The following is a 16390-nucleotide window of genomic DNA, read 5'->3' as shown; positions in this document are numbered from 1 at the left end:
ACCGCGGCACTCGTCGGGTCAAAAACCGCGGTATTCGACCGGTCAAAAACCGCGGTATTTGTCGGGTCGAATACCGCGGTTTTTGACCCGAGTGGAACGTGTTTCAGCGTTGGGCGGATGGTGTTGGCATGGCGAAGGCCCCGGTCACCCCGCTGCGGGGGCGGGGTGACCGGGGCCTTCGGGGGTGGTCGCTCGGGTCAGGCGACTCCGGGGTCGGAGGTCTGGGGGCCTGCGGCCTGGACGTCGTCGATGCGGTACTTGCGGGCGGCCTCCACGACCGTGGCCCGGTCGATCCGGCCGCTGCGGGCCAGGGCCGCCAGCGTCGCGACCACCGTCGACTCGGCGTCGACGAGGAACACCCGGCGCGCCGCGGGACGCGTGTCGGAGAAGCCGAACCCGTCGGCGCCGAGGCTGACCATCTCGCCCGGCACCCACGGCCGGATCAGGTCCGGAACCGCCCGCATCCAGTCGCTGACCGCCACCACCGGGCCCTCGGCCTCCGACAACGCGCGGGTCACGTACGGCACCTGCGGATCGGCGCCGGGGTTGAGCAGGTTGTGCCGGTCGGCCTGCTCGGCGTCGCGGCGCAGCTGCGCCCACGACGTCGCCGACCACACGTCGGCCCGCACGCCCCAGTCCTCGGCGAGCATCCGCGCCGCCTTGAGCACCTCCGGCAGCAGCACGCCCGAGCCCATCAGCTGGGCGCGGGGACCGGACCCGGCGGGCGCGGCCTGATACCGGTAGAGACCGCGCAGCAGCCCGTCCACGTCGAGCCCCTCGGGTTCGGCCGGCTGCTGGTAGGGCTCGTTGTAGACGGTCAGGTAGTAGAAGACGTTCTCGGCGTTCTCGCCGAACATCCGCCGCAGACCGTCCTTGACGATGTGCGCCACCTCGAACGCCCACGCCGGGTCGTAGGCCACCACCGCCGGGTTCGTGGCGGCGATGAGCTGCGAGTGCCCGTCGGCGTGCTGCAGCCCTTCACCGGTCAGCGTCGTCCGGCCCGCCGTGGCGCCGAGCACGAATCCCCGCGCCATCTGGTCGGCCGCCGCCCAGAACCCGTCACCGGTGCGCTGGAAGCCGAACATCGAGTAGAAGATGTAGATCGGGATCATCGGCTCGCCGTGCGTGGCGTAGCTGGTGCCCGCGGCGGTGAACGAGGCGGTGGAGCCGGCCTCGTTGATGCCCTCGTGCATGATCTGCCCGGACTCGCTCTCCCGGTAGGCCAGCATCAGCTGGTAGTCCACCGGCGTGTAGAGCTGGCCGTGCGGGTTGTAGATCTTCTGCGACGGGAACATCGAGTCCATGCCGAAGGTCCGCGCCTCGTCCGGGATGATCGGCACGATCCGGCCGCCGATCTCGGAGTCCTTGGCGAGGTCCTTGAGCAGCCGGACGAACGCCATCGTGGTGGCGACCTCCTGCTTGCCCGAACCCTTGCGGATCACCTCGTAGACCTTGTCGCCGGGCAGCACCAGCGGCTTGGGCTTGGACCGGCGCTCCGGCAGGTACCCGCCCAGCTGACGGCGGCGTTCCTGCAGGTACTGGATCTCCGGCGAGTCCTGGCCGGGGTGGTAGTAGGGCGGCTGGTAGGGGTCGAGCTGCTCGTCGGAGATCGGGATGCGCAGGCTGTCGCGGAACAGCTTGAGGTCGTCCAGCGTCAGCTTCTTCATCTGGTGCGTGGCGTTGCGGCCCTCGAAGTGCGGGCCCAGGCCGTAGCCCTTGATCGTCTTGGCCAGGATGACCGTCGGCTGGCCGTGGTGCTCGGTCGCCGCCTTGTAGGCCGCGTAGACCTTGCGGTAGTCGTGGCCGCCTCGCCGCAGGCCCCAGATCTCGTCGTCGCTGAGGTGCTTGACCATCTCCTTGGTGCGCGGGTCGCGGCCGAAGAAGTGCTCGCGCACGAAGGCGCCGTCGTTGGCCTTGTAGGTCTGGTAGTCGCCGTCGGGCGTGGTGTTCATGAGGTTGACCAGCGCCCCGTCGCGGTCGGCGTGCAGCAGGGTGTCCCACTCGCGGCCCCACACGACCTTGATCACGTTCCAGCCCGCGCCGCGGAAGAACGCCTCCAGCTCCTGGATGATCTTGCCGTTGCCGCGCACCGGGCCGTCGAGCTGCTGCAGGTTGCAGTTGACCACGAACGTCAGGTTGTCCAGACCTTCGTTGGCGGCCACGTGCAGCAGGCCCCGCGACTCGGGCTCGTTCATCTCGCCGTCGCCGAGGAACGCCCACACCCGCTGCTGGGAGGTGTCGGAGATGCCCCGGTCGTGCAGGTAGCGGTTGAAGCGGGCCTGGAAGATCGCGTTCATCGGGCCCAGGCCCATCGACACGGTCGGGAACTCCCAGAAGTCCGGCATCAACCTGGGGTGCGGGTAGGACGGCAGGCCGCCGCCGGCCCCGGCGTGCGAGTGCTCCTGGCGGAACCCGTCGAGCTGGTGCTCACCCAGCCTGCCCTCCAGGAACGCCCGCGCGTAGATGCCGGGGGAGGCGTGGCCCTGGATGTAGAGGTGGTCACCGCCGCCGGGGTGGTCCTTGCCGCGGAAGAACCAGTTGAACCCCACCTCGTAGAGGCTCGCCGAGGACGCGAACGAGGAGATGTGCCCGCCGACGCCGATGCCGGGCCGCTGCGCGCGGTGCACCATCATCGCCGCGTTCCAGCGCATCCACGCCCGGTAGCGGCGTTCGGTCTCCTCATCTCCGGGGAACCACGGCTCCTGCTCGGTGGGGATGCTGTTGACGTAGTCCGTGCTGGTCAGCGAGGGCACGCCGACGCCGCTCTCGCGGGCGCGCTGCAGCAGCCGCAACATCAGGTAGCGGGCGCGCTGCTGCCCGTTGGCCGACAGCACTGAATCGAATGACTGCAGCCACTCGTCGGTCTCCTGCGGATCGATGTCGGGCAGGTGGGAGGCCAGGCCGTCCCGGATCACCCGGACCCGCTGGGCGGGGACGGCGTCGTGAGCGGCGTCGTTGTTGAGCGCGGACAAGGGATCTCCTCGACTACGTCGGGATTCGTGGCAGGGTGTGGCGCCGGACGTGATGTCCGACACCTCCCATGTTCCCCCATGTTCGCGCCCTGTGGGCGCACCCGAAGCCGACGACGACGCACCGCAGGCTGTTGGTGCGGGCGAAGCCGGTCTAGAGTCGGTCATCAACGCGTTGCTACGGCGTGTCGTGCGCCTAGCAGTTGCGCCGGTAGCGGTCCGCAGTGTTCGCTATCGGCCAGGTTGGGAAGTCGTGCGGGGCCAGAGGCCGCCGCACCGGTGCATTGGAGGAGTGAGAAAACCGTGGTCGCCGCGGGAGACGCCGGTAAAGGCGAAGCCGACGTCGCCGAGAGGCTCGACATCGAGCCGGAGATGGTTGTCCAGGAAATCGGCTGGGACGAGGACGTTGATGACGACGTCCGGGCCTCGATCGAGGAGCGTTGCGGGAGCGATCTGCTCGACGAAGATGCCGACGAAGTGGTCGATGTCGTGTTGCTGTGGTGGCGCGAAGACGATGGCGACCTCACGGACACGCTTCTCGATGTGATGACGCCCCTGTCCGACGACGGGGTCATCTGGGTGATGACCCCCAAGACCGGCCGAGACGGATACGTCGAACCGGCCGACATCGCCGAGGCCGCCTCAACGGCGAACCTGGCGCAGACCGCGAACGCCAGCGTCAGCGAAGGCTGGATGGGCACCCGGCTGGCGTACCGCCGGGCCAAGGCCCGCCGCTGAGGCGTTTCGCATCCCGAACCGTGGGCACCGATGTCGCCATCGGTGCCCACGTTCGTCGCCGCACCGTCATCGCGCGGTGTAGGTTCGGCCGGGACAAGGTCATGTCGAACAGGAGGGTGCTCTCATGACTGTTGAGGTCGGTGCGCAGGCCCCGGACTTCACGTTGCCCGACTACAACAAGGAAAAGGTCTCGCTGGCCGACTTCCGGGGCAAGAAGAACGTCCTGCTGGTGTTCTACCCGTTCGCGTTCAGCGGCGTCTGCCAGGGCGAGCTGTGCCAGGTCCGCGATGACCTGAGCGACTTCGAGAACGACAAGGTCCAGGTCATCGGCGTTTCGGTGGACACGCCGTTCTCGCTCAAGGCGTGGGCCGACCAGCAGGGCTACACCTTCCCGCTGCTGTCGGACTTCTGGCCGCACGGCGAGACCGCCAAGGCCTACGGCGTGTTCAACGAGGCCGCCGGTATGGCCAACCGCGGCACGTTCCTCATCGACACCGAGGGCAAGGTCCGCTTCGCCGAGGTCAACCAGCCCGGCGAGGCCCGCGACCAGAACGTCTGGAAGAAGGCCCTGGCGGAACTCACCGCCTGACCCCTTCCCGGAACAGGTGGTCGACCGGCCCCGAATCCGGGCACAACACCCCGGTATCCTTGCCGGGGTGTTCACCCGGCACACGCCGATCGATCACCTCAAGGGCGCATAGCTCAGCGGAAGAGCACTTGCCTTACAAGCAAGGGGTCGTTGGTTCGAACCCAACTGCGCCCACCACCTCCGACCTGGTGTCTTAGCAAGTTCGTAGTTCGGTCCGGCCTTCTCATGGCACGAGTTGCCCTGTGAAAGCCGTCTGAATGCATGGATCGGTCGCACCTGCTTGGTCCCTCCGATGAGGAACGAGACATCCGTGCCCGGTGAGCTCTCGGAATCGCGAAAACCTTTACCCCGGGTTGTTGGGCATCTGCAAGAGCACGATCACCTTCGCAGCAAGCCCGGCTCCATGGGAGCGTGGTTCCCGGGACTTTTCAACATCACTCGGGCAGACGTCGTTCAGTCAGCACCGTCGAGCAGGGCGCGAGCGTGGGCCCGTAGCGCGTGGGCGAAGTCGTGGCGCTCGTCCATCTCTACCCGGTGCAACAGCCGGGCGGCAGCGTAGAACTGCGCCACCCGCCCGGACGGCGAGTCGAGGACGCCGGCGAACACCGATCGGACGTCGCCGTAGGTGGCTGGAGCGAGCAGGCTGCAGCACAACAAGGTGGCTGCGTCGGTGCCCGTCGGTCCACGCCCCCAGCCTTCCCAGTCCAACAGCCCGAATTCAGGCTGCATGAGGTTGTTCCAGTGCAGATCGCCGTGCACGGTCTCCCACTGGTCGACGCGGGTGTCGACCTGGTCGCCGAAGGCTCTGCGGATGCGGTGCGTGACCTTCTCCTGGTCGGCGTGGACACGGTGGGTGGGGGCGGCTGCCAGTGTGGTGAGGGCGAGCTGTAGGGCAGACCACCACCCCGGATCGAGCTGCAGCGGTCCGGCGGGGGCGTCGTGGGTCGCGCACGGCCTCCCCGGCATCCGGGTCGCGAGCTCGGCGCGCTGGCGACGTCCGTCGGTCCATTCGGTCGTCGCCTCGACGTGCGGGCGCGGGATGGTCGCCGGGAGCGCGTTCGCGTCGGCGTTGCCGGTCCAGAATTCGCCCGAAGCCCAATTCGGGAATTCCGAGACGACGCGCAGCCATCGAGCTGCACCGTCGGCGTCACGGGCTGGAGCGCCGATTGAGCGCAGTCGCCACCCGAAGACGGGTTCGCCCTGGACTTCGACACCGAAGTGCGCGGCGGCGCGCGCGAGGTTGGCGCGCATCCATGCGGCGAATCGGCGGTCGGCCTCGGCGACTTCGGCGGTGGTCGGACTCATCAGTCGATGATGTGTCGGAGGTAGTTGTCCGGGTTGGTCAGGTAGCGGCGCCAGTGGTCGACGAGTTCGAGTTCGTCCCACTTGATCCGGCGGAACCCGTGCTCGCCCACCTCGATGATGTCGGCGCCGGGCGTGGCGGCCAGGATCGGCGAGTGCGTCGCGCACACCACCTGGGCACCGGTCTGGCCCAGCTCGTGCAAGAGCGACACCAGGTGCAGGCACGAGGTGAATGACAGCGCGGCCTCGGGCTCGTCCATCACGTAGAACCCCGGCTTGTTGAACATCTCCCGGAACACCGTCAGGAAGCCCTCTCCGTGCGACATCTCGGCGGTGTTGTCCTCCCAGTAGCCCGGCACCCCTCCTAGGTTCTCGGTCATCTGAAACGCCGTCTCGGCCCGCAGGAAGAACCCCTGCTTGCGGGAACGGGGGCCACCGAGCATCCGCGATCCGGCGGCCGTGGTTTCCAGCGTCAGCACCTCGCCGAGCGCTGTCTTGACGGAGTCAGGGCGACCGCGTTTCGCTGCGAGCCGGCCGCCGTAGGAATCGAGCTTGAAGCCCTCGGCGATGGCCTCAACAAGCGTGGACTTCCCGGAGCCGTTGTCTCCGACGAGGAAGGTCACCGGTGCCTGGAAGGTCAGGCCCTCCTCGGCGAGCTCGGCCACGCACGGCACAGTGAACGGCCACCGGCCGCGCTCGGCGCGGCCGGGGCGGTTCGCCTCACGGACGTAGGCACGACGGACGTACACCGGTCTCCTAGGCGTCGTAGTTCGGCTGGCACCCGCCGTTGGGTCCGCACGGTCCGGCGCCGGTCGGCCAGCACGACGGGTTGCAGGCAGGTCCGCAGTTCGGTCCGCACTGAGGATCGCACGCAGACCGTGGTCGCGTAGCGAAGTGGGTGCGCAGCGTCGCGTCCGCCTCGGCCATCTGTGGACCGGCCAAGATGGCGGCAAGAGCACGATCCCGCACGTTGCCCACCGGCATCCACCGGGAGAACACGCACGGCCACACCTCCCCGGTCGGGGAGATCGCTATCTTGTCATCGCCGCAATGGCCGCACAGTTGATCGAGGCCGGTTCGTCCGGTGCGCACTCCGCGGCCAACTTGTCGTAGCCGGTCGGTCCCGATCTCGTTGACCCCGAGCTCGCGCAGCTCGGCGACGGCTTGATCGCTGCGCTGCCCGTCCCGCAGGTTCACCACACCGGCCCGCACCGGGATCGACCGGCGCACGGCTTCCGCGATGTTGGCCTTCGTGCGCGCGTACGTCCGCCGCTTGGTGATCGTGGCGTGCTCGGCGGCGTCGGTCGAGTAGTACGACGTCGCCAGCCGCACGCCCGGCTGGGCGAGCACGTCCCACAGCACCGGGTGGACACTGACGAGGTTCGAGAACACCTCGACCTCGACCTCGCGGGATCGCGCGTGATCGACCAGGGACGGCAGCGACGGGTGCAGGGTGGGTTCACCGCCGATGAACTGCACCATCCTTGTGCCCACCTCGGCGGCCTCGTCGATGACCCTGCGCCAGTCCTGCTCGCTCATGCTGCCGTGATCCCCGCCGGGGCCGGAATCGGCGTAGCAGTGGGCGCATTCGAGTTGGCACTTGCCGGTGATCTCCAACCATACGAACGAAGCTTGTCCCACAGGTTTCCTCCCCGCTGATTGCGTTGCCGTTGAACAGCGCCTTGCAGACGCCGCAGTTGAGTCCTGGCCCGTGCGGGGCGCAGGTTGGCGCAGCTCTCGCCGCACGGGCCCGTCCACGACAAGGTCCGCCGACGCGCCGAAACGGTGATCATGGTTCGATCACCACCGCCACGACCTCGGCCTCAAGCGCCTCGGTCTGCTCAGCAGCTGCTCGCAGGACCTGCGCGAGCCGATCGCACACCAACGCCATTTCGTCGAGCTCGTCCTGGTCGCTGCGGCCGGCCTCGACGTTCTGCACTGCTGCGCCGATGGCGACCAAGGCAGTCCGCATGGTGCGGCTCAGCGAGGTGGTCATGCCCCTACCGCCGCACCGGTCGGCATGGGAACACCCGCGAGGCCGTGCGCGGTGATGTTGCAGCTCGCGCAGGTTTCCCACAGCCACGCGGTATCGCTGTACGACGCGACAACGTGCTCGCCGCACAACATTCGAGCGGTCGCGCCGTCGTCTACGCGGCTCCGCGACGCGTGTCGTCGACCGCTGGCAGGCACCCAGTGGAACGGATGCGGTTGGTACGCCATGGCTACGTCCTCCCATGACCAGATGGTTGCTGTCGCAGCCACTTTCACCGCCTGTTGCGAGACGGAAAACGACGAAACCGCTTGCGATATGTATGCCGCGCATATCCGCACGTGACAAGGAGTAGTGATCCCTATGCTGATCGTGAATCTGGCCTGATGGGGTGACGATGAGCGCTAGAGGCGACAGGGCGTGCCGCAGCTGCGGAACCCGTCTTGGGCGAGACCAGCGCGACGTCTTGTGCAGCCCGTGTCGGCGGAAATCCGCGGCGGAATCCTCAGGCCCCGAACCGAAGAGCGCGGATTTCTGGCAGCGTCCCACGTTGAGCGAAGCTCTCCAGGCCCGCCATTTCGGACGCGTCCTCTACGCGTACCGCTACGAGCATCGCCCCGTGATCACTCAAGCGGCGTTGGCGCGGTGGCTCAACATGACGCAGGCACAGATCAGCAGACTGGAGCGCGGCGCGAAGCCTCCGAGTGACCTCGACAAACTTGGCACGTGGGCGTTGATTCTGCACATCCCTGAATCACTGCTGTGGTTCAGGCTCCCGGGACGGGAAACCCCGGCGTCGGCCACTTCTGCCCGCGTCGGATTCGGATGGTTCGGCGGACGCCGAGCACCATCCCTGAACACCGGTGCGAGTGCGCCGCTCTCGGTGGACTCGATCAGGGAGACCACGGCGACCTTTCGCGGGCTGGACAACCGTTTCGGCGGTGGCCACGCCAGGGCCATGCTCGGCGCCTACCTCGCCGACGAAGTCGCGCCCGCCATGCACGACCACCGGCCCGGCAACGTCCAGGTCGAGTTCGTCTCGGCCGTCGCGGAACTCAACCAGCTCGCTGGGTGGATGGCCTACGACGTCGGCGACATGCTGTCGGGCCGCCGCCACCTGCAACAGGCGCTGCAGATGTGCCAACGGGTTGGGGACCACGCGCTGTCGGCCGAAATGCTCGCGGGCATGAGCCACCAAGCCGCCCACGCCCGAGATGGAGCGGGATCGGTGGGACTCGCGCGCGCAGCCCGCGAGACGGCGGCCGACACCGGGTTGGCCGCGTTGGAATCCGAGACAGCCGTGATGGAAGCTCACGGACTCGCGCTGGTGCGCGACAAGCGCGGCAGTGTGGCTGCGCTCCGTGACGCCGAGGATGCGTTCGGCCGCGTGGACCAGGTGGAGCACCCGCCGTGGCTCAGCTACTACGACGCGGCCTACCTCGCCGCCAAGATGGCCCACTGCATGCGGGAACTCGGCGAACTCCGCGCTGCGGAGCGTTTCGCCCGCCGGTCCCTCGAAATGAGCGCGGGGTACGACCGTGGGAAGCTGTTCAACATCGCCTTGCTCGCGTCGATCCTCGCCGACCTGCGGGAGATCGAGGAGGCGTGCGCCGTAGGCCGCGACGCCCTGCACCTCGGCCGAAAACTGCAGTCGGCGCGCACCCGGCTCTACTTGCAGGACTTCGCCAAACGCCTGCATCGCCACCGGACCATGCCGGTGGTTGCCGAGCTCGGCGACGAACTCGCCGCGTTGGGCATCAGCTTCGGTGCTGCGCCAACAGCTTGAACAAGGCCACCTGTGCCGCGGCTCCAGGGATCAGCCCTTGCTCGATGCGTTCGGGAATCTCGGCAAGCGGTACCCACTCGACGCGAGCTGTCTCGTTGATGTCGGCCGGTTTGCCGGTGTCCTCCGCGCCCTCGGCGAGGAACAGCAGGTTCTCGAAGTCGGCGGTGCCGGTGAGGGGTTGGAACGTGCCGAAAGGACGGATGGACGACGGTCGCCAGCCGGTCTCCTCCTCGACCTCGCGCGCTGCCGTCAGAGCCGGGTCCTCGTTCGGGTCCACGTATCCGCCGGGGAGTTCCCACACCCACTGGTCGAGGATGAACCGATGCCGCCAGATCATCAGCACGTGCTCGTCGTGGACGACCACGGTCATCGCGGCCTTGGGCATGCGCAAGACGTACTGCTCGAACGTGACGCCATCTGGTAGCTCGACCGACGCAATGCTCAGCTTGAGTCGTCGGGTGTCGTCGATGAGTCGTTCGCCGTGGATGGTCCAAGTCACCAGCTCGGGTGCGTTCGCCTCGTTCGCCACGGAGCGGAACGCTACCGGAACGCGGTGTGCGGCAGCCATGACGACGTTCCCAGCAGGCCGGGGGATCAGTTCCGGTGATTGCGGCTTGAGCTCGGATGAGCTGCGCGACTTCTGGGCTCGTCGACGGCCTCGGGCGCTGTTGCCGGTAGGGGCCGCGCGGTTCATGGCGGTGTTGGGCGCCTCACTGGGTGAGCGACTGGAGTCCTGCCACGAGGGACCACACGCCGAGGGCCAGGAGCACGACGGTGATCGGGAACAGGACGTTCAGCCAGGTCGTCGAGGCGGCTTCGCTGCGGTCGGGGTTGTCGGGGTCGTACACGACCGCGATGTCGCTCTTGCGGCTGGGCGCGCGGAACCAGGGCGTGTCGGTGCCGCTGCGCTGCTGTCCCAGCGCGTCGGTGTAGCGGTAGTGGACGGTCGTCCGGGTTTCGCCGTCGTTGCGCCGCTTGGTCCGCACTGACGTGACGGTGCCGGTGACGTGGGTCCAGGTGCGGCGCCGGGCGTGGGTGCGCACCAGCATGATCAGGGCGAACGGGAAGGGAACGGCGAGGACCAGGCCCAGCCCGATGAAGAACCACGCGTCGCCGTTGCTCATGCCGATCCCGATCTCGAAATGCCGTTGTCGCCGGTCACCTTAGCTGGACGGCGGATCCGATCAGGGGATGCGGGCGACTGCTGCCCAGAAGCCGGTGCGGGCGCCTTCGGCGGGGACCGTGCCGGGGTCGGGGCGCCAGTCAGTCGCGTACACCGCGCCCGGGGGAACGAGTTCGCGGTCACCGATGAGGCGCTTGAAGTCCTCGAAGGTGCGGTGCCGGGCGGCGTTCGTGGTGCTCGAGTAGAGGCGGTCGATCTCCGCGACGCGCTCGGGTGTGTCGTAGTGGTCGGTGATGTGCGAGACCGCCAGGAAACTGCCCGGGGCGACCGCGTCGCAGTAGGCGTCGAGCATCGCGGCGGGGTTCTTCTCATCCGGGACGAAGTGCAGCACCGCGACCGCCAGCACCGCCACGGGTTCGGCGAAGTCCAGCAGCTCGGCGACTCCGGGGGAGTTCAGCACCTCCTGCGGGTCCTGCAGATCGGCCTGCGTGACGGTGACCGTGGGGGTGTCCGACAGCATGCGCCGGGTGTGCGCGACCGCGATGGGCTCGATGTCGACGTAGGCCACGCGCGCCGACGGGTCGACCGCGTGCGCGATCTCGTGGACGTGACCGACCGTGGGAATGCCCGAACCCAGGTCGAGGAACTGGCGGATGCCGGCGTCGAGGAAGAACCGGACCGCGCGCTGCAGGAAAGCCCGGTTCGCGCGAGCGCCCGGGATCATCGTGGGCGTCACCTGGACCGCTCGTGCGGCGGCCGCGCGATCGGAGGCGAAGTTGTGCGAACCACCGAGGTAGTAGTCGTACATCCGGGCCGCGTTCGGCGTCTCGACGTCGAGATCGCCACCGTCCCAGCTGCTCGTGTCGCTCACGTTCCGGCCTCCCCTTCGGCGCTGTCCGGCGAATAGCTGATCGTCTCGGGCGCGCCGGTGTCAACTCAGTTCTGGACGGCGAGGCCCGCGCCGAGGGTGATCAGCGCGGCGGCCGAGGCGCCGGTGATGGTGCGCTGGACCTCGCGGCGTCGCAGCCACACCTGGACCCGGCCGAGCACGGCGATCAGCAGCACGTACCAGGCCAGCGACAGCGCGCAGAACAGCCCGGCGAGCAGGGTGTGCTGCACCAGCGTCGGCATGCCCGGCAGCGTGAACTGCGGGAACAGTGCGAGGTAGAACGCGGCGACCTTCGGGTTGAGCAGGTTGCTGAGCAGACCCTGCCGGAACGCCTGGCGCGTCGTCAGGCCCGGGCGCGGAACCGCGTCCTCGGACCGGGGTTCCTCGTCCCGGCGGATGAGGCTGATCAGCGCGCGAACGCCCAGGTAGATCAGGTAAGCCGCGCCCGCGAGCCGGATCGCGTTGTACAGCGGTCCCGAGGCCTGCAGCAGCGCCGTCAGCCCCGCCACCGCCGCCGTGGCCAGGACCGTGTTGCCCGTCATGATCCCGCCGGCCGTGGCAGCCGCCCCCGGACGGCCGGCGACAGCCGCGTTGCGCAGCAACAACGCCAGATCCGGTCCCGGAACGACGATCACCGCCAAGCACGCCCCGACGAAGGCCACCAACTGACCCGACACCCGCAGCCTCCTCGACACCACGCCCGACGACGCCCATCGTCCACGACGCACCGCCGATCGAGACCACCGCAACCCCGACCTGTTCCCCGGCTCACGCTCCACCTAGGCGGCCTCGGCGAACCCCGCTGGCCCGATGTCATCGAACGATGACATCGCCCCAATGTCATCGTTCGATGACATGCGGGCGAAGGTGCTGGTCAGGTGTTGGTGGGGCTGGCGTCTTCGAGCATGGTGCGGATCTGTTCGCGCAGTTCCGGGGTGTTGTCGTGCCCGTGCGCGGAGGTGGCGTGTTCGGCGGCGGCGCGCACGACCTCGTCCTCCTCGCCGATGATCGTCAACGAGCAGTTGATCTCGCTAGGCGTCTTCCGGCAGTCCGCGACTTTCCTCGTCATCGTGCTGTCCTCCTCCTGAACCGCCGAGCAGCCACGCGAATTCGCGCGGGTACTGCACGGGCGGGTGCGCGGCGACGCCCTGCACCAGCAGCGTCCCGGGGCGGCCCTTGGGACGGGACGAGTCGACCCCGTGCGTGATGAGCGCGTTGAGCCTGAGGTTGCTCACGACGTCGACGTGACGCGTGCTGTCGGCGAGGTCCACGAACAGCAGCTGCCCGGCCCGGCACAGCACGCGCGCGATCTCCGAGGCCATGAGAGCGGGATTCGCCGAGCGCGACAGGGCGAACCGGGACACCACGACGTCGAAGCAGCGGTCCGGGAACGGCAGATCGTCCGGACCGGCGTCGATCCTGCTCGCCCCCAGCGGAAGATCCGCGTCGCGCACCTCGTCGGACGCGCCGACCAGGGACAGCCGGCCGAGGTGCTCGTGGTCGGGCAGGTCCCGGACCCCGCGCGCGCCGATGTCGAGCACGCGTCCGCAGGCCCGGCGCCGCACCAGCGCGCGGAACCGCTCCATGGGCCCCGGCGGCCGGGTTCGAAGCTCCGTCATCCCTGAAGCCTGCGTTCACCGCCAACCCCGTGCCAGGGGCTTTCGACCTGCTCAATCGCGACGCCTGAGGACTGCGGGCGCGCAGACCCGGAGTTCTCCCTCAGGGCGAGGACTCCGGTGAGGGCGAGGAGGAAGCCGGGGATCGTGGTGAGGTGGAAGGGCTGGTCGAGGGCGAGGGTGCTCCAGGTCGCGGCGACCGCGGGGGTGAGGAAGAGCAGGGCGCTGACGGCCAGCGAGCCCGAGCGGTCGAGGACGAGCAGGTAGCAGCCGTAGCCTCCGGCGAACGGCAGCAGGACTAGGAAGGCGATCGCGGTCCAGAACTCGGGTGTGGGCGGTGGGGTGACGCCGCCGCCGACCGTCGCGACCAGGGCGAACCCGGCCAGGGCGGCGGCCGATTGCACGGTCAGCGAGTCGAGCAGGTCGTGGCCTTCGGGGCGGGGACGGCGGTCGCCGAGCAGCGTGGCGAGGGTGAGTCCGGCCGTGCCCGCGACGACCGCGAGCATCCCCAGCGCGCCACCACCGGATCCGATGTCGGTGACGACCACCAGGGCGACGCCCGTGACTCCGGCGGCGAGGCCGAAAAGCCTTCGCGGGCCCAAAGATCGGTGCGCGAGCCCGCTGGTGATCACGGCGACGAGCACCGGTTGCAGCGACGCGATCAGCGCGCTGGTGCCCGCCGGGACGCCCAGCGAGGCGCCGTGGAAGACGCCGGAGAGGTAGACCGCCTGGCCGAGCACGCCGAGGACGATCTCGTGGATCAGGAACGCGCGACCGTACCGGCGTCGTCTCGCCGCGGCGATGACCAGCAGGATCGCGGTCGTCACCGCGTAGCGCCAGAACAGGCTCGTGTTGGCCGAGGCGCCGGTGTCGGCCGCCATGCCCGCGCCGACGAACCCCGAGCTCCAGAACACGACGAAGGCGATCGGAAGCAGTGCTCTCATGTTCGCCAAGTAACCACACCGGTCGGTATACTCGCAGTGTCCTCCGGGGCGAATACCGCAGGATTTGACCGGTCGAAAACTGCGGTATTCGACCCGACGAAAACCGGGGTTTTTGACTTGAGTGCCTGATGGGGTGGTTGTGGTGGGGCGTGGTGCGAATCCTGATACGCCTGCTGGGCGGCGGATCCTCGAGGTGGCCGGGGTGTTGTTCTACGAGCGGGGGATCGGGGCCGTGGGCGTCGATCTGATCGCCGAGGAGGCGGGGACGACCAAGAAGACGCTCTACGACCGGTTCGGGTCGAAGGACGCGCTGGTCGCGGCCTACCTCAAGCGGCGCGAGGAGCGGTGGGAGGAATTCCTCGACGAGTGGCTGCGGACTCGGGCGCCGCGGTCCGGGGTCGATCGGGTGCTCGCGGTGCTCGACGCGGAGGAGGCGTGGTGGGCGGGCAGCAGGCGCGGTTGCGCGTTCGTCAACGCCCACGCCGAACTCGGCGAGAGCGACCACCCCGGGCGCGAGGTGCTGCGCGAGGGGAAGCGCCGGTCCCGCGCGAAGTTCACCGCCCTGCTGGCCGAAGCCGGCGTCGCCGACGCCGACACCCTCGGCGCCCGGGTCCACATGGTCTACGAAGGCGCCATGGTCAACCTCACCGTCGGAGGCATGACCGGTGCCTTCGACGAAGCCCGCGACACGATCCGCGCCCTCGTCGCCGCCGGGTGACGGCCCGGCGCGTCACTCCGCAGCGACGCGGATCTTCTCGCCGCTGGTGAGCTTCACGAGCTGGTCGACGTCGAGCGGGACGATGGTGTGCGGGGTGCCCGCTGCCGCCCAGATCGTCGGGTAGTCGTCGAGGGCCTCGTCGATGAAGGTGCGGAGCGGAGCCGGGTGCCCGATCGGCGCGACTCCGCCGATGGCCTGGCCGGTGGCGGCGCGGACCTGCTTCGCCGACGCCATCCGGACCTCACCGGCTCCGATGCTGCGGGCCAGCAGGTCGGTGTCGACCCGGTGCCGCCCGCTGGTCATCACCAGAACCGGCTGCTCGTCGGCGAGGAAGACGAGGCTGCTGGCGATCGCCCCGACCTCGCACCCGAGCGCCGACGCCGCCTCCGCGGCGGTGCGCGTCGAGTCCGGCAGCTCCCGCACCTGCGCGGTCAGCCCCGCCTCGCTCAAGCGCTCCTGCACGATGCGACTGCGCTCGGGAAGCTGCAGATCATCAGACATCCGCGACGGCTCCTCTCGCCGTGTGGGTGGGTCGGTCCGAACTGTCCGACGGCGGTCCTTGAAGGTGTGCCACCGGTACAGCGAAAACTACATCTGGATGTAGGGAACGCTGCGTCGACCTCGTAGCTTTTGCTGTGTCGGCGTCGGTCGTGATTCCCGTCCTGTTTGGGTTTTGGTGGGGGGAGGGGCTCATATGCTGGGGTGGTTGTTCCGCTGAACGGGGGAGTGCAGTTCGTTGGGTGAGACGGTCCGGGCCGGGTACTTCGAGCGCGTCGGGGACGGTCGGTACAAGCCGACCGCGCACGTCGGCGGGGCTTGGCGCTCCGATGAGCAGCACTTCAGCCCGCTCGGCGGGTTGATCGTGCACGCGATCGAGCGGTTCCGGGCCGCCGAAGGCCGTCCTGATCTGGTGATGAGCCGGATCAGCTTCGACATCCTCGGGCAGATCGCGCTGGAGGAGTTCGACGTCGAGGTCGAGATCGTCCGGCCGGGGCGGACCATCGAGCTCGTGGAGGCGACCGTGGTCATCGGCGGCCGGGCCGTCGTGCGGGCGCGCGCGTGGCTGCTGGCCGAGGTCGACACCGGGATCGTCGCGGGCGGTGAACCCGACGCCGTGCCGGGCCCGGACGAGCTCCAGCCGTGGCCGATGGACTCGGTGTGGTCCGGCGGCTTCATCGAATCGCTGGAGACGCGCGTCGTCGGCGAGCCGCAGCCCGGTCGCACCACCGCGTGGATCTCCACCGGGCACCCCTTGGTGGAGGGCGAGCAGGTGAGCCCGCTGGCGTCGTTCGTCGCGCTGATCGACGCGGCCAACGGCATCGCCGTGCGCCAGGAACCCACCAAGTGGATGTTCCCCAACGTCGACCTCACCGTCCACCTCTACCGGCTGCCCGAGGGCGGCTGGACCGGCCTCGACACCAAGGTCGTCTTCGGCGCCGAAGGCCAGGGGCTCACCAGCACCGACCTGCACGACGTGCGCGGTCCCGTCGGTCACGCCGAGCAGATCCTGACCGTTCGCCCGCTGACGACCTGACCCGTCGCGTCAATTCCCGGAATTGGCGGAGATCGGGCGCCGATTGGCGGTTTCGCCGCCACGACTGACCCACCGCTGACGCACGAGCCGCAACGGGCCGCTCACCGCGAGGTGTGCGGCCCGTTGTCGCTGCTAGGGGTTGCTTCGGGTGCGGGCGCGGTGACCGGGTGCGCGGTGCGATCGGCCGTCTGG

The 16390-nt window shown here is 68.9% G+C and carries 19 protein-coding genes and 1 tRNA gene; 6 read left to right on the top strand and 14 right to left on the bottom strand.

Annotation, left to right across the window (positions count from 1 at the left end; genetic code table 11):
- Positions 1-197: 197 nt before the first annotated feature.
- A complete protein-coding gene (gene aceE / locus BM424_RS21090) occupies positions 198-2972 on the bottom strand; it encodes a pyruvate dehydrogenase (acetyl-transferring), homodimeric type (RefSeq protein ID WP_093420853.1) in 2775 nt (924 codons plus the stop codon).
- Positions 2973-3272: 300 nt separating this feature from the next.
- Between aceE and BM424_RS21085 the strand changes: the two genes are divergently transcribed.
- From BM424_RS21085 to BM424_RS21075, 3 genes are all read left to right on the top strand, one after another.
- On the top strand, positions 3273-3707 hold the full coding sequence (locus BM424_RS21085; protein ID WP_093420851.1) for a DUF3052 domain-containing protein: 435 nt from the start codon (positions 3273-3275) through the stop codon (positions 3705-3707).
- A gap of 124 nt (positions 3708-3831) precedes the next feature.
- Positions 3832-4296 (top strand): peroxiredoxin, encoded by a 465-nt coding sequence (locus tag BM424_RS21080; RefSeq protein ID WP_093420849.1) that lies wholly within the window; start codon positions 3832-3834, stop codon positions 4294-4296.
- Positions 4297-4398: 102 nt separating this feature from the next.
- Positions 4399-4473 (top strand) — tRNA-Val (locus BM424_RS21075).
- 276 nt (positions 4474-4749) lie between these two features.
- Here the strand turns inward: BM424_RS21075 and BM424_RS21070 are convergent.
- The 5 genes from BM424_RS21070 to BM424_RS21050 all read right to left on the bottom strand — a co-directional run bounded on the left by BM424_RS21070 (position 4750) and on the right by BM424_RS21050 (position 7818).
- A complete protein-coding gene (locus BM424_RS21070; protein ID WP_217649788.1) occupies positions 4750-5601 on the bottom strand; it encodes an aminoglycoside phosphotransferase in 852 nt (283 codons plus the stop codon).
- Positions 5601-6347 (bottom strand): AAA family ATPase, encoded by a 747-nt coding sequence (locus BM424_RS21065; RefSeq protein ID WP_093420847.1) that lies wholly within the window; start codon positions 6345-6347, stop codon positions 5601-5603. Before BM424_RS21065 ends, BM424_RS21070 begins: the two co-directional genes overlap by 1 nt.
- 7 nt (positions 6348-6354) lie before the next feature.
- Entirely contained in the window at positions 6355-7239 is an 885-nt protein-coding gene (locus tag BM424_RS21060; RefSeq protein ID WP_217649787.1) for a radical SAM protein, read from the bottom strand.
- Positions 7240-7387: 148 nt separating this feature from the next.
- Positions 7388-7594, bottom strand: a complete 207-nt coding sequence (locus BM424_RS21055) for a hypothetical protein (RefSeq protein WP_093420842.1) — start codon at positions 7592-7594, stop codon at positions 7388-7390.
- Entirely contained in the window at positions 7591-7818 is a 228-nt protein-coding gene (locus tag BM424_RS21050) for an HC3 family zinc finger protein (RefSeq protein WP_093420839.1), read from the bottom strand. The genes BM424_RS21055 and BM424_RS21050 overlap by 4 nt, the downstream gene beginning before the upstream one ends.
- A 320-nt stretch (positions 7819-8138) precedes the next feature.
- Between BM424_RS21050 and BM424_RS21045 the strand changes: the two genes are divergently transcribed.
- Positions 8139-9374 (top strand): helix-turn-helix domain-containing protein, encoded by a 1236-nt coding sequence (locus tag BM424_RS21045; protein ID WP_139274120.1) that lies wholly within the window; start codon positions 8139-8141, stop codon positions 9372-9374.
- Here the strand turns inward: BM424_RS21045 and BM424_RS21040 are convergent.
- The 7 genes from BM424_RS21040 to BM424_RS21010 form a co-directional block, all read right to left on the bottom strand.
- Entirely contained in the window at positions 9346-9903 is a 558-nt protein-coding gene (locus BM424_RS21040; RefSeq protein ID WP_245776018.1) for an NUDIX hydrolase, read from the bottom strand. The two genes, BM424_RS21045 and BM424_RS21040, sit on opposite strands and share 29 nt — an antisense overlap.
- Before the next feature lie 181 nt (positions 9904-10084).
- Positions 10085-10498, bottom strand: coding sequence for a DUF3592 domain-containing protein (locus BM424_RS21035; RefSeq protein ID WP_093420831.1), 414 nt, complete (start codon positions 10496-10498; stop codon positions 10085-10087).
- Positions 10499-10558: 60 nt separating this feature from the next.
- The gene (locus BM424_RS21030; RefSeq protein ID WP_245776017.1) at positions 10559-11368 is read right to left on the bottom strand and encodes an SAM-dependent methyltransferase; all 810 of its coding nucleotides are present in this window, start codon (positions 11366-11368) and stop codon (positions 10559-10561) included.
- A gap of 65 nt (positions 11369-11433) precedes the next feature.
- Positions 11434-12063, bottom strand: coding sequence for a LysE family translocator (locus tag BM424_RS21025; RefSeq protein WP_175548199.1), 630 nt, complete (start codon positions 12061-12063; stop codon positions 11434-11436).
- Between the two features lie 197 nt (positions 12064-12260).
- A complete protein-coding gene (locus BM424_RS21020) occupies positions 12261-12455 on the bottom strand; it encodes a DUF1059 domain-containing protein (protein WP_093420826.1) in 195 nt (64 codons plus the stop codon).
- Positions 12418-13005, bottom strand: coding sequence for a class I SAM-dependent methyltransferase (locus BM424_RS21015; protein WP_139274119.1), 588 nt, complete (start codon positions 13003-13005; stop codon positions 12418-12420). The genes BM424_RS21020 and BM424_RS21015 overlap by 38 nt, the downstream gene beginning before the upstream one ends.
- Positions 13002-13946, bottom strand: a complete 945-nt coding sequence (locus BM424_RS21010; protein WP_093420821.1) for a DMT family transporter — start codon at positions 13944-13946, stop codon at positions 13002-13004. Before BM424_RS21010 ends, BM424_RS21015 begins: the two co-directional genes overlap by 4 nt.
- 121 nt (positions 13947-14067) lie before the next feature.
- Here BM424_RS21010 and BM424_RS21005 point away from each other — a divergent pair, with 121 nt between their 5' ends.
- The gene (locus tag BM424_RS21005; RefSeq protein ID WP_342742640.1) at positions 14068-14664 is read left to right on the top strand and encodes a TetR/AcrR family transcriptional regulator; all 597 of its coding nucleotides are present in this window, start codon (positions 14068-14070) and stop codon (positions 14662-14664) included.
- 12 nt (positions 14665-14676) lie between these two features.
- Here the strand turns inward: BM424_RS21005 and BM424_RS21000 are convergent, their stop codons facing one another.
- A complete protein-coding gene (locus tag BM424_RS21000) occupies positions 14677-15165 on the bottom strand; it encodes a YbaK/EbsC family protein (RefSeq protein WP_093420817.1) in 489 nt (162 codons plus the stop codon).
- A gap of 235 nt (positions 15166-15400) precedes the next feature.
- Between BM424_RS21000 and BM424_RS20995 the strand changes: the two genes are divergently transcribed.
- Complete coding sequence (locus BM424_RS20995; protein ID WP_093420815.1) at positions 15401-16198, top strand: thioesterase family protein; 798 nt, start codon at positions 15401-15403, stop codon at positions 16196-16198.
- The last annotated feature ends 192 nt before the right edge of the window (positions 16199-16390 follow it).

This window comes from Saccharopolyspora flava (assembly GCF_900116135.1).
Taxonomy (GTDB): Bacteria; Actinomycetota; Actinomycetes; order Mycobacteriales; family Pseudonocardiaceae; genus Saccharopolyspora; species Saccharopolyspora flava.
This window is presented reverse-complemented; position numbering and strand designations above follow the sequence as displayed.

Excerpts from the sequence above, each read along its gene's own strand:
- BM424_RS21080 (WP_093420849.1), top strand. The coding sequence starts at position 3,832 with ATGACTGTTGAGGTCGGTGCGCAGGCCCCGGACTTCACGTTGCCCGAC.
- BM424_RS21070 (WP_217649788.1), bottom strand. The coding sequence starts at position 5,601 with ATGAGTCCGACCACCGCCGAAGTCGCCGAGGCCGACCGCCGATTCGCC.
- BM424_RS21055 (WP_093420842.1), bottom strand. The coding sequence starts at position 7,594 with ATGACCACCTCGCTGAGCCGCACCATGCGGACTGCCTTGGTCGCCATC.
- BM424_RS21050 (WP_093420839.1), bottom strand. The coding sequence starts at position 7,818 with ATGGCGTACCAACCGCATCCGTTCCACTGGGTGCCTGCCAGCGGTCGA.
- BM424_RS21035 (WP_093420831.1), bottom strand. The coding sequence starts at position 10,498 with ATGAGCAACGGCGACGCGTGGTTCTTCATCGGGCTGGGCCTGGTCCTC.
- BM424_RS21020 (WP_093420826.1), bottom strand. The coding sequence starts at position 12,455 with ATGACGAGGAAAGTCGCGGACTGCCGGAAGACGCCTAGCGAGATCAAC.
- BM424_RS21015 (WP_139274119.1), bottom strand. The coding sequence starts at position 13,005 with ATGACGGAGCTTCGAACCCGGCCGCCGGGGCCCATGGAGCGGTTCCGC.
- BM424_RS21010 (WP_093420821.1), bottom strand. The coding sequence starts at position 13,946 with ATGAGAGCACTGCTTCCGATCGCCTTCGTCGTGTTCTGGAGCTCGGGG.
- BM424_RS21000 (WP_093420817.1), bottom strand. The coding sequence starts at position 15,165 with ATGTCTGATGATCTGCAGCTTCCCGAGCGCAGTCGCATCGTGCAGGAG.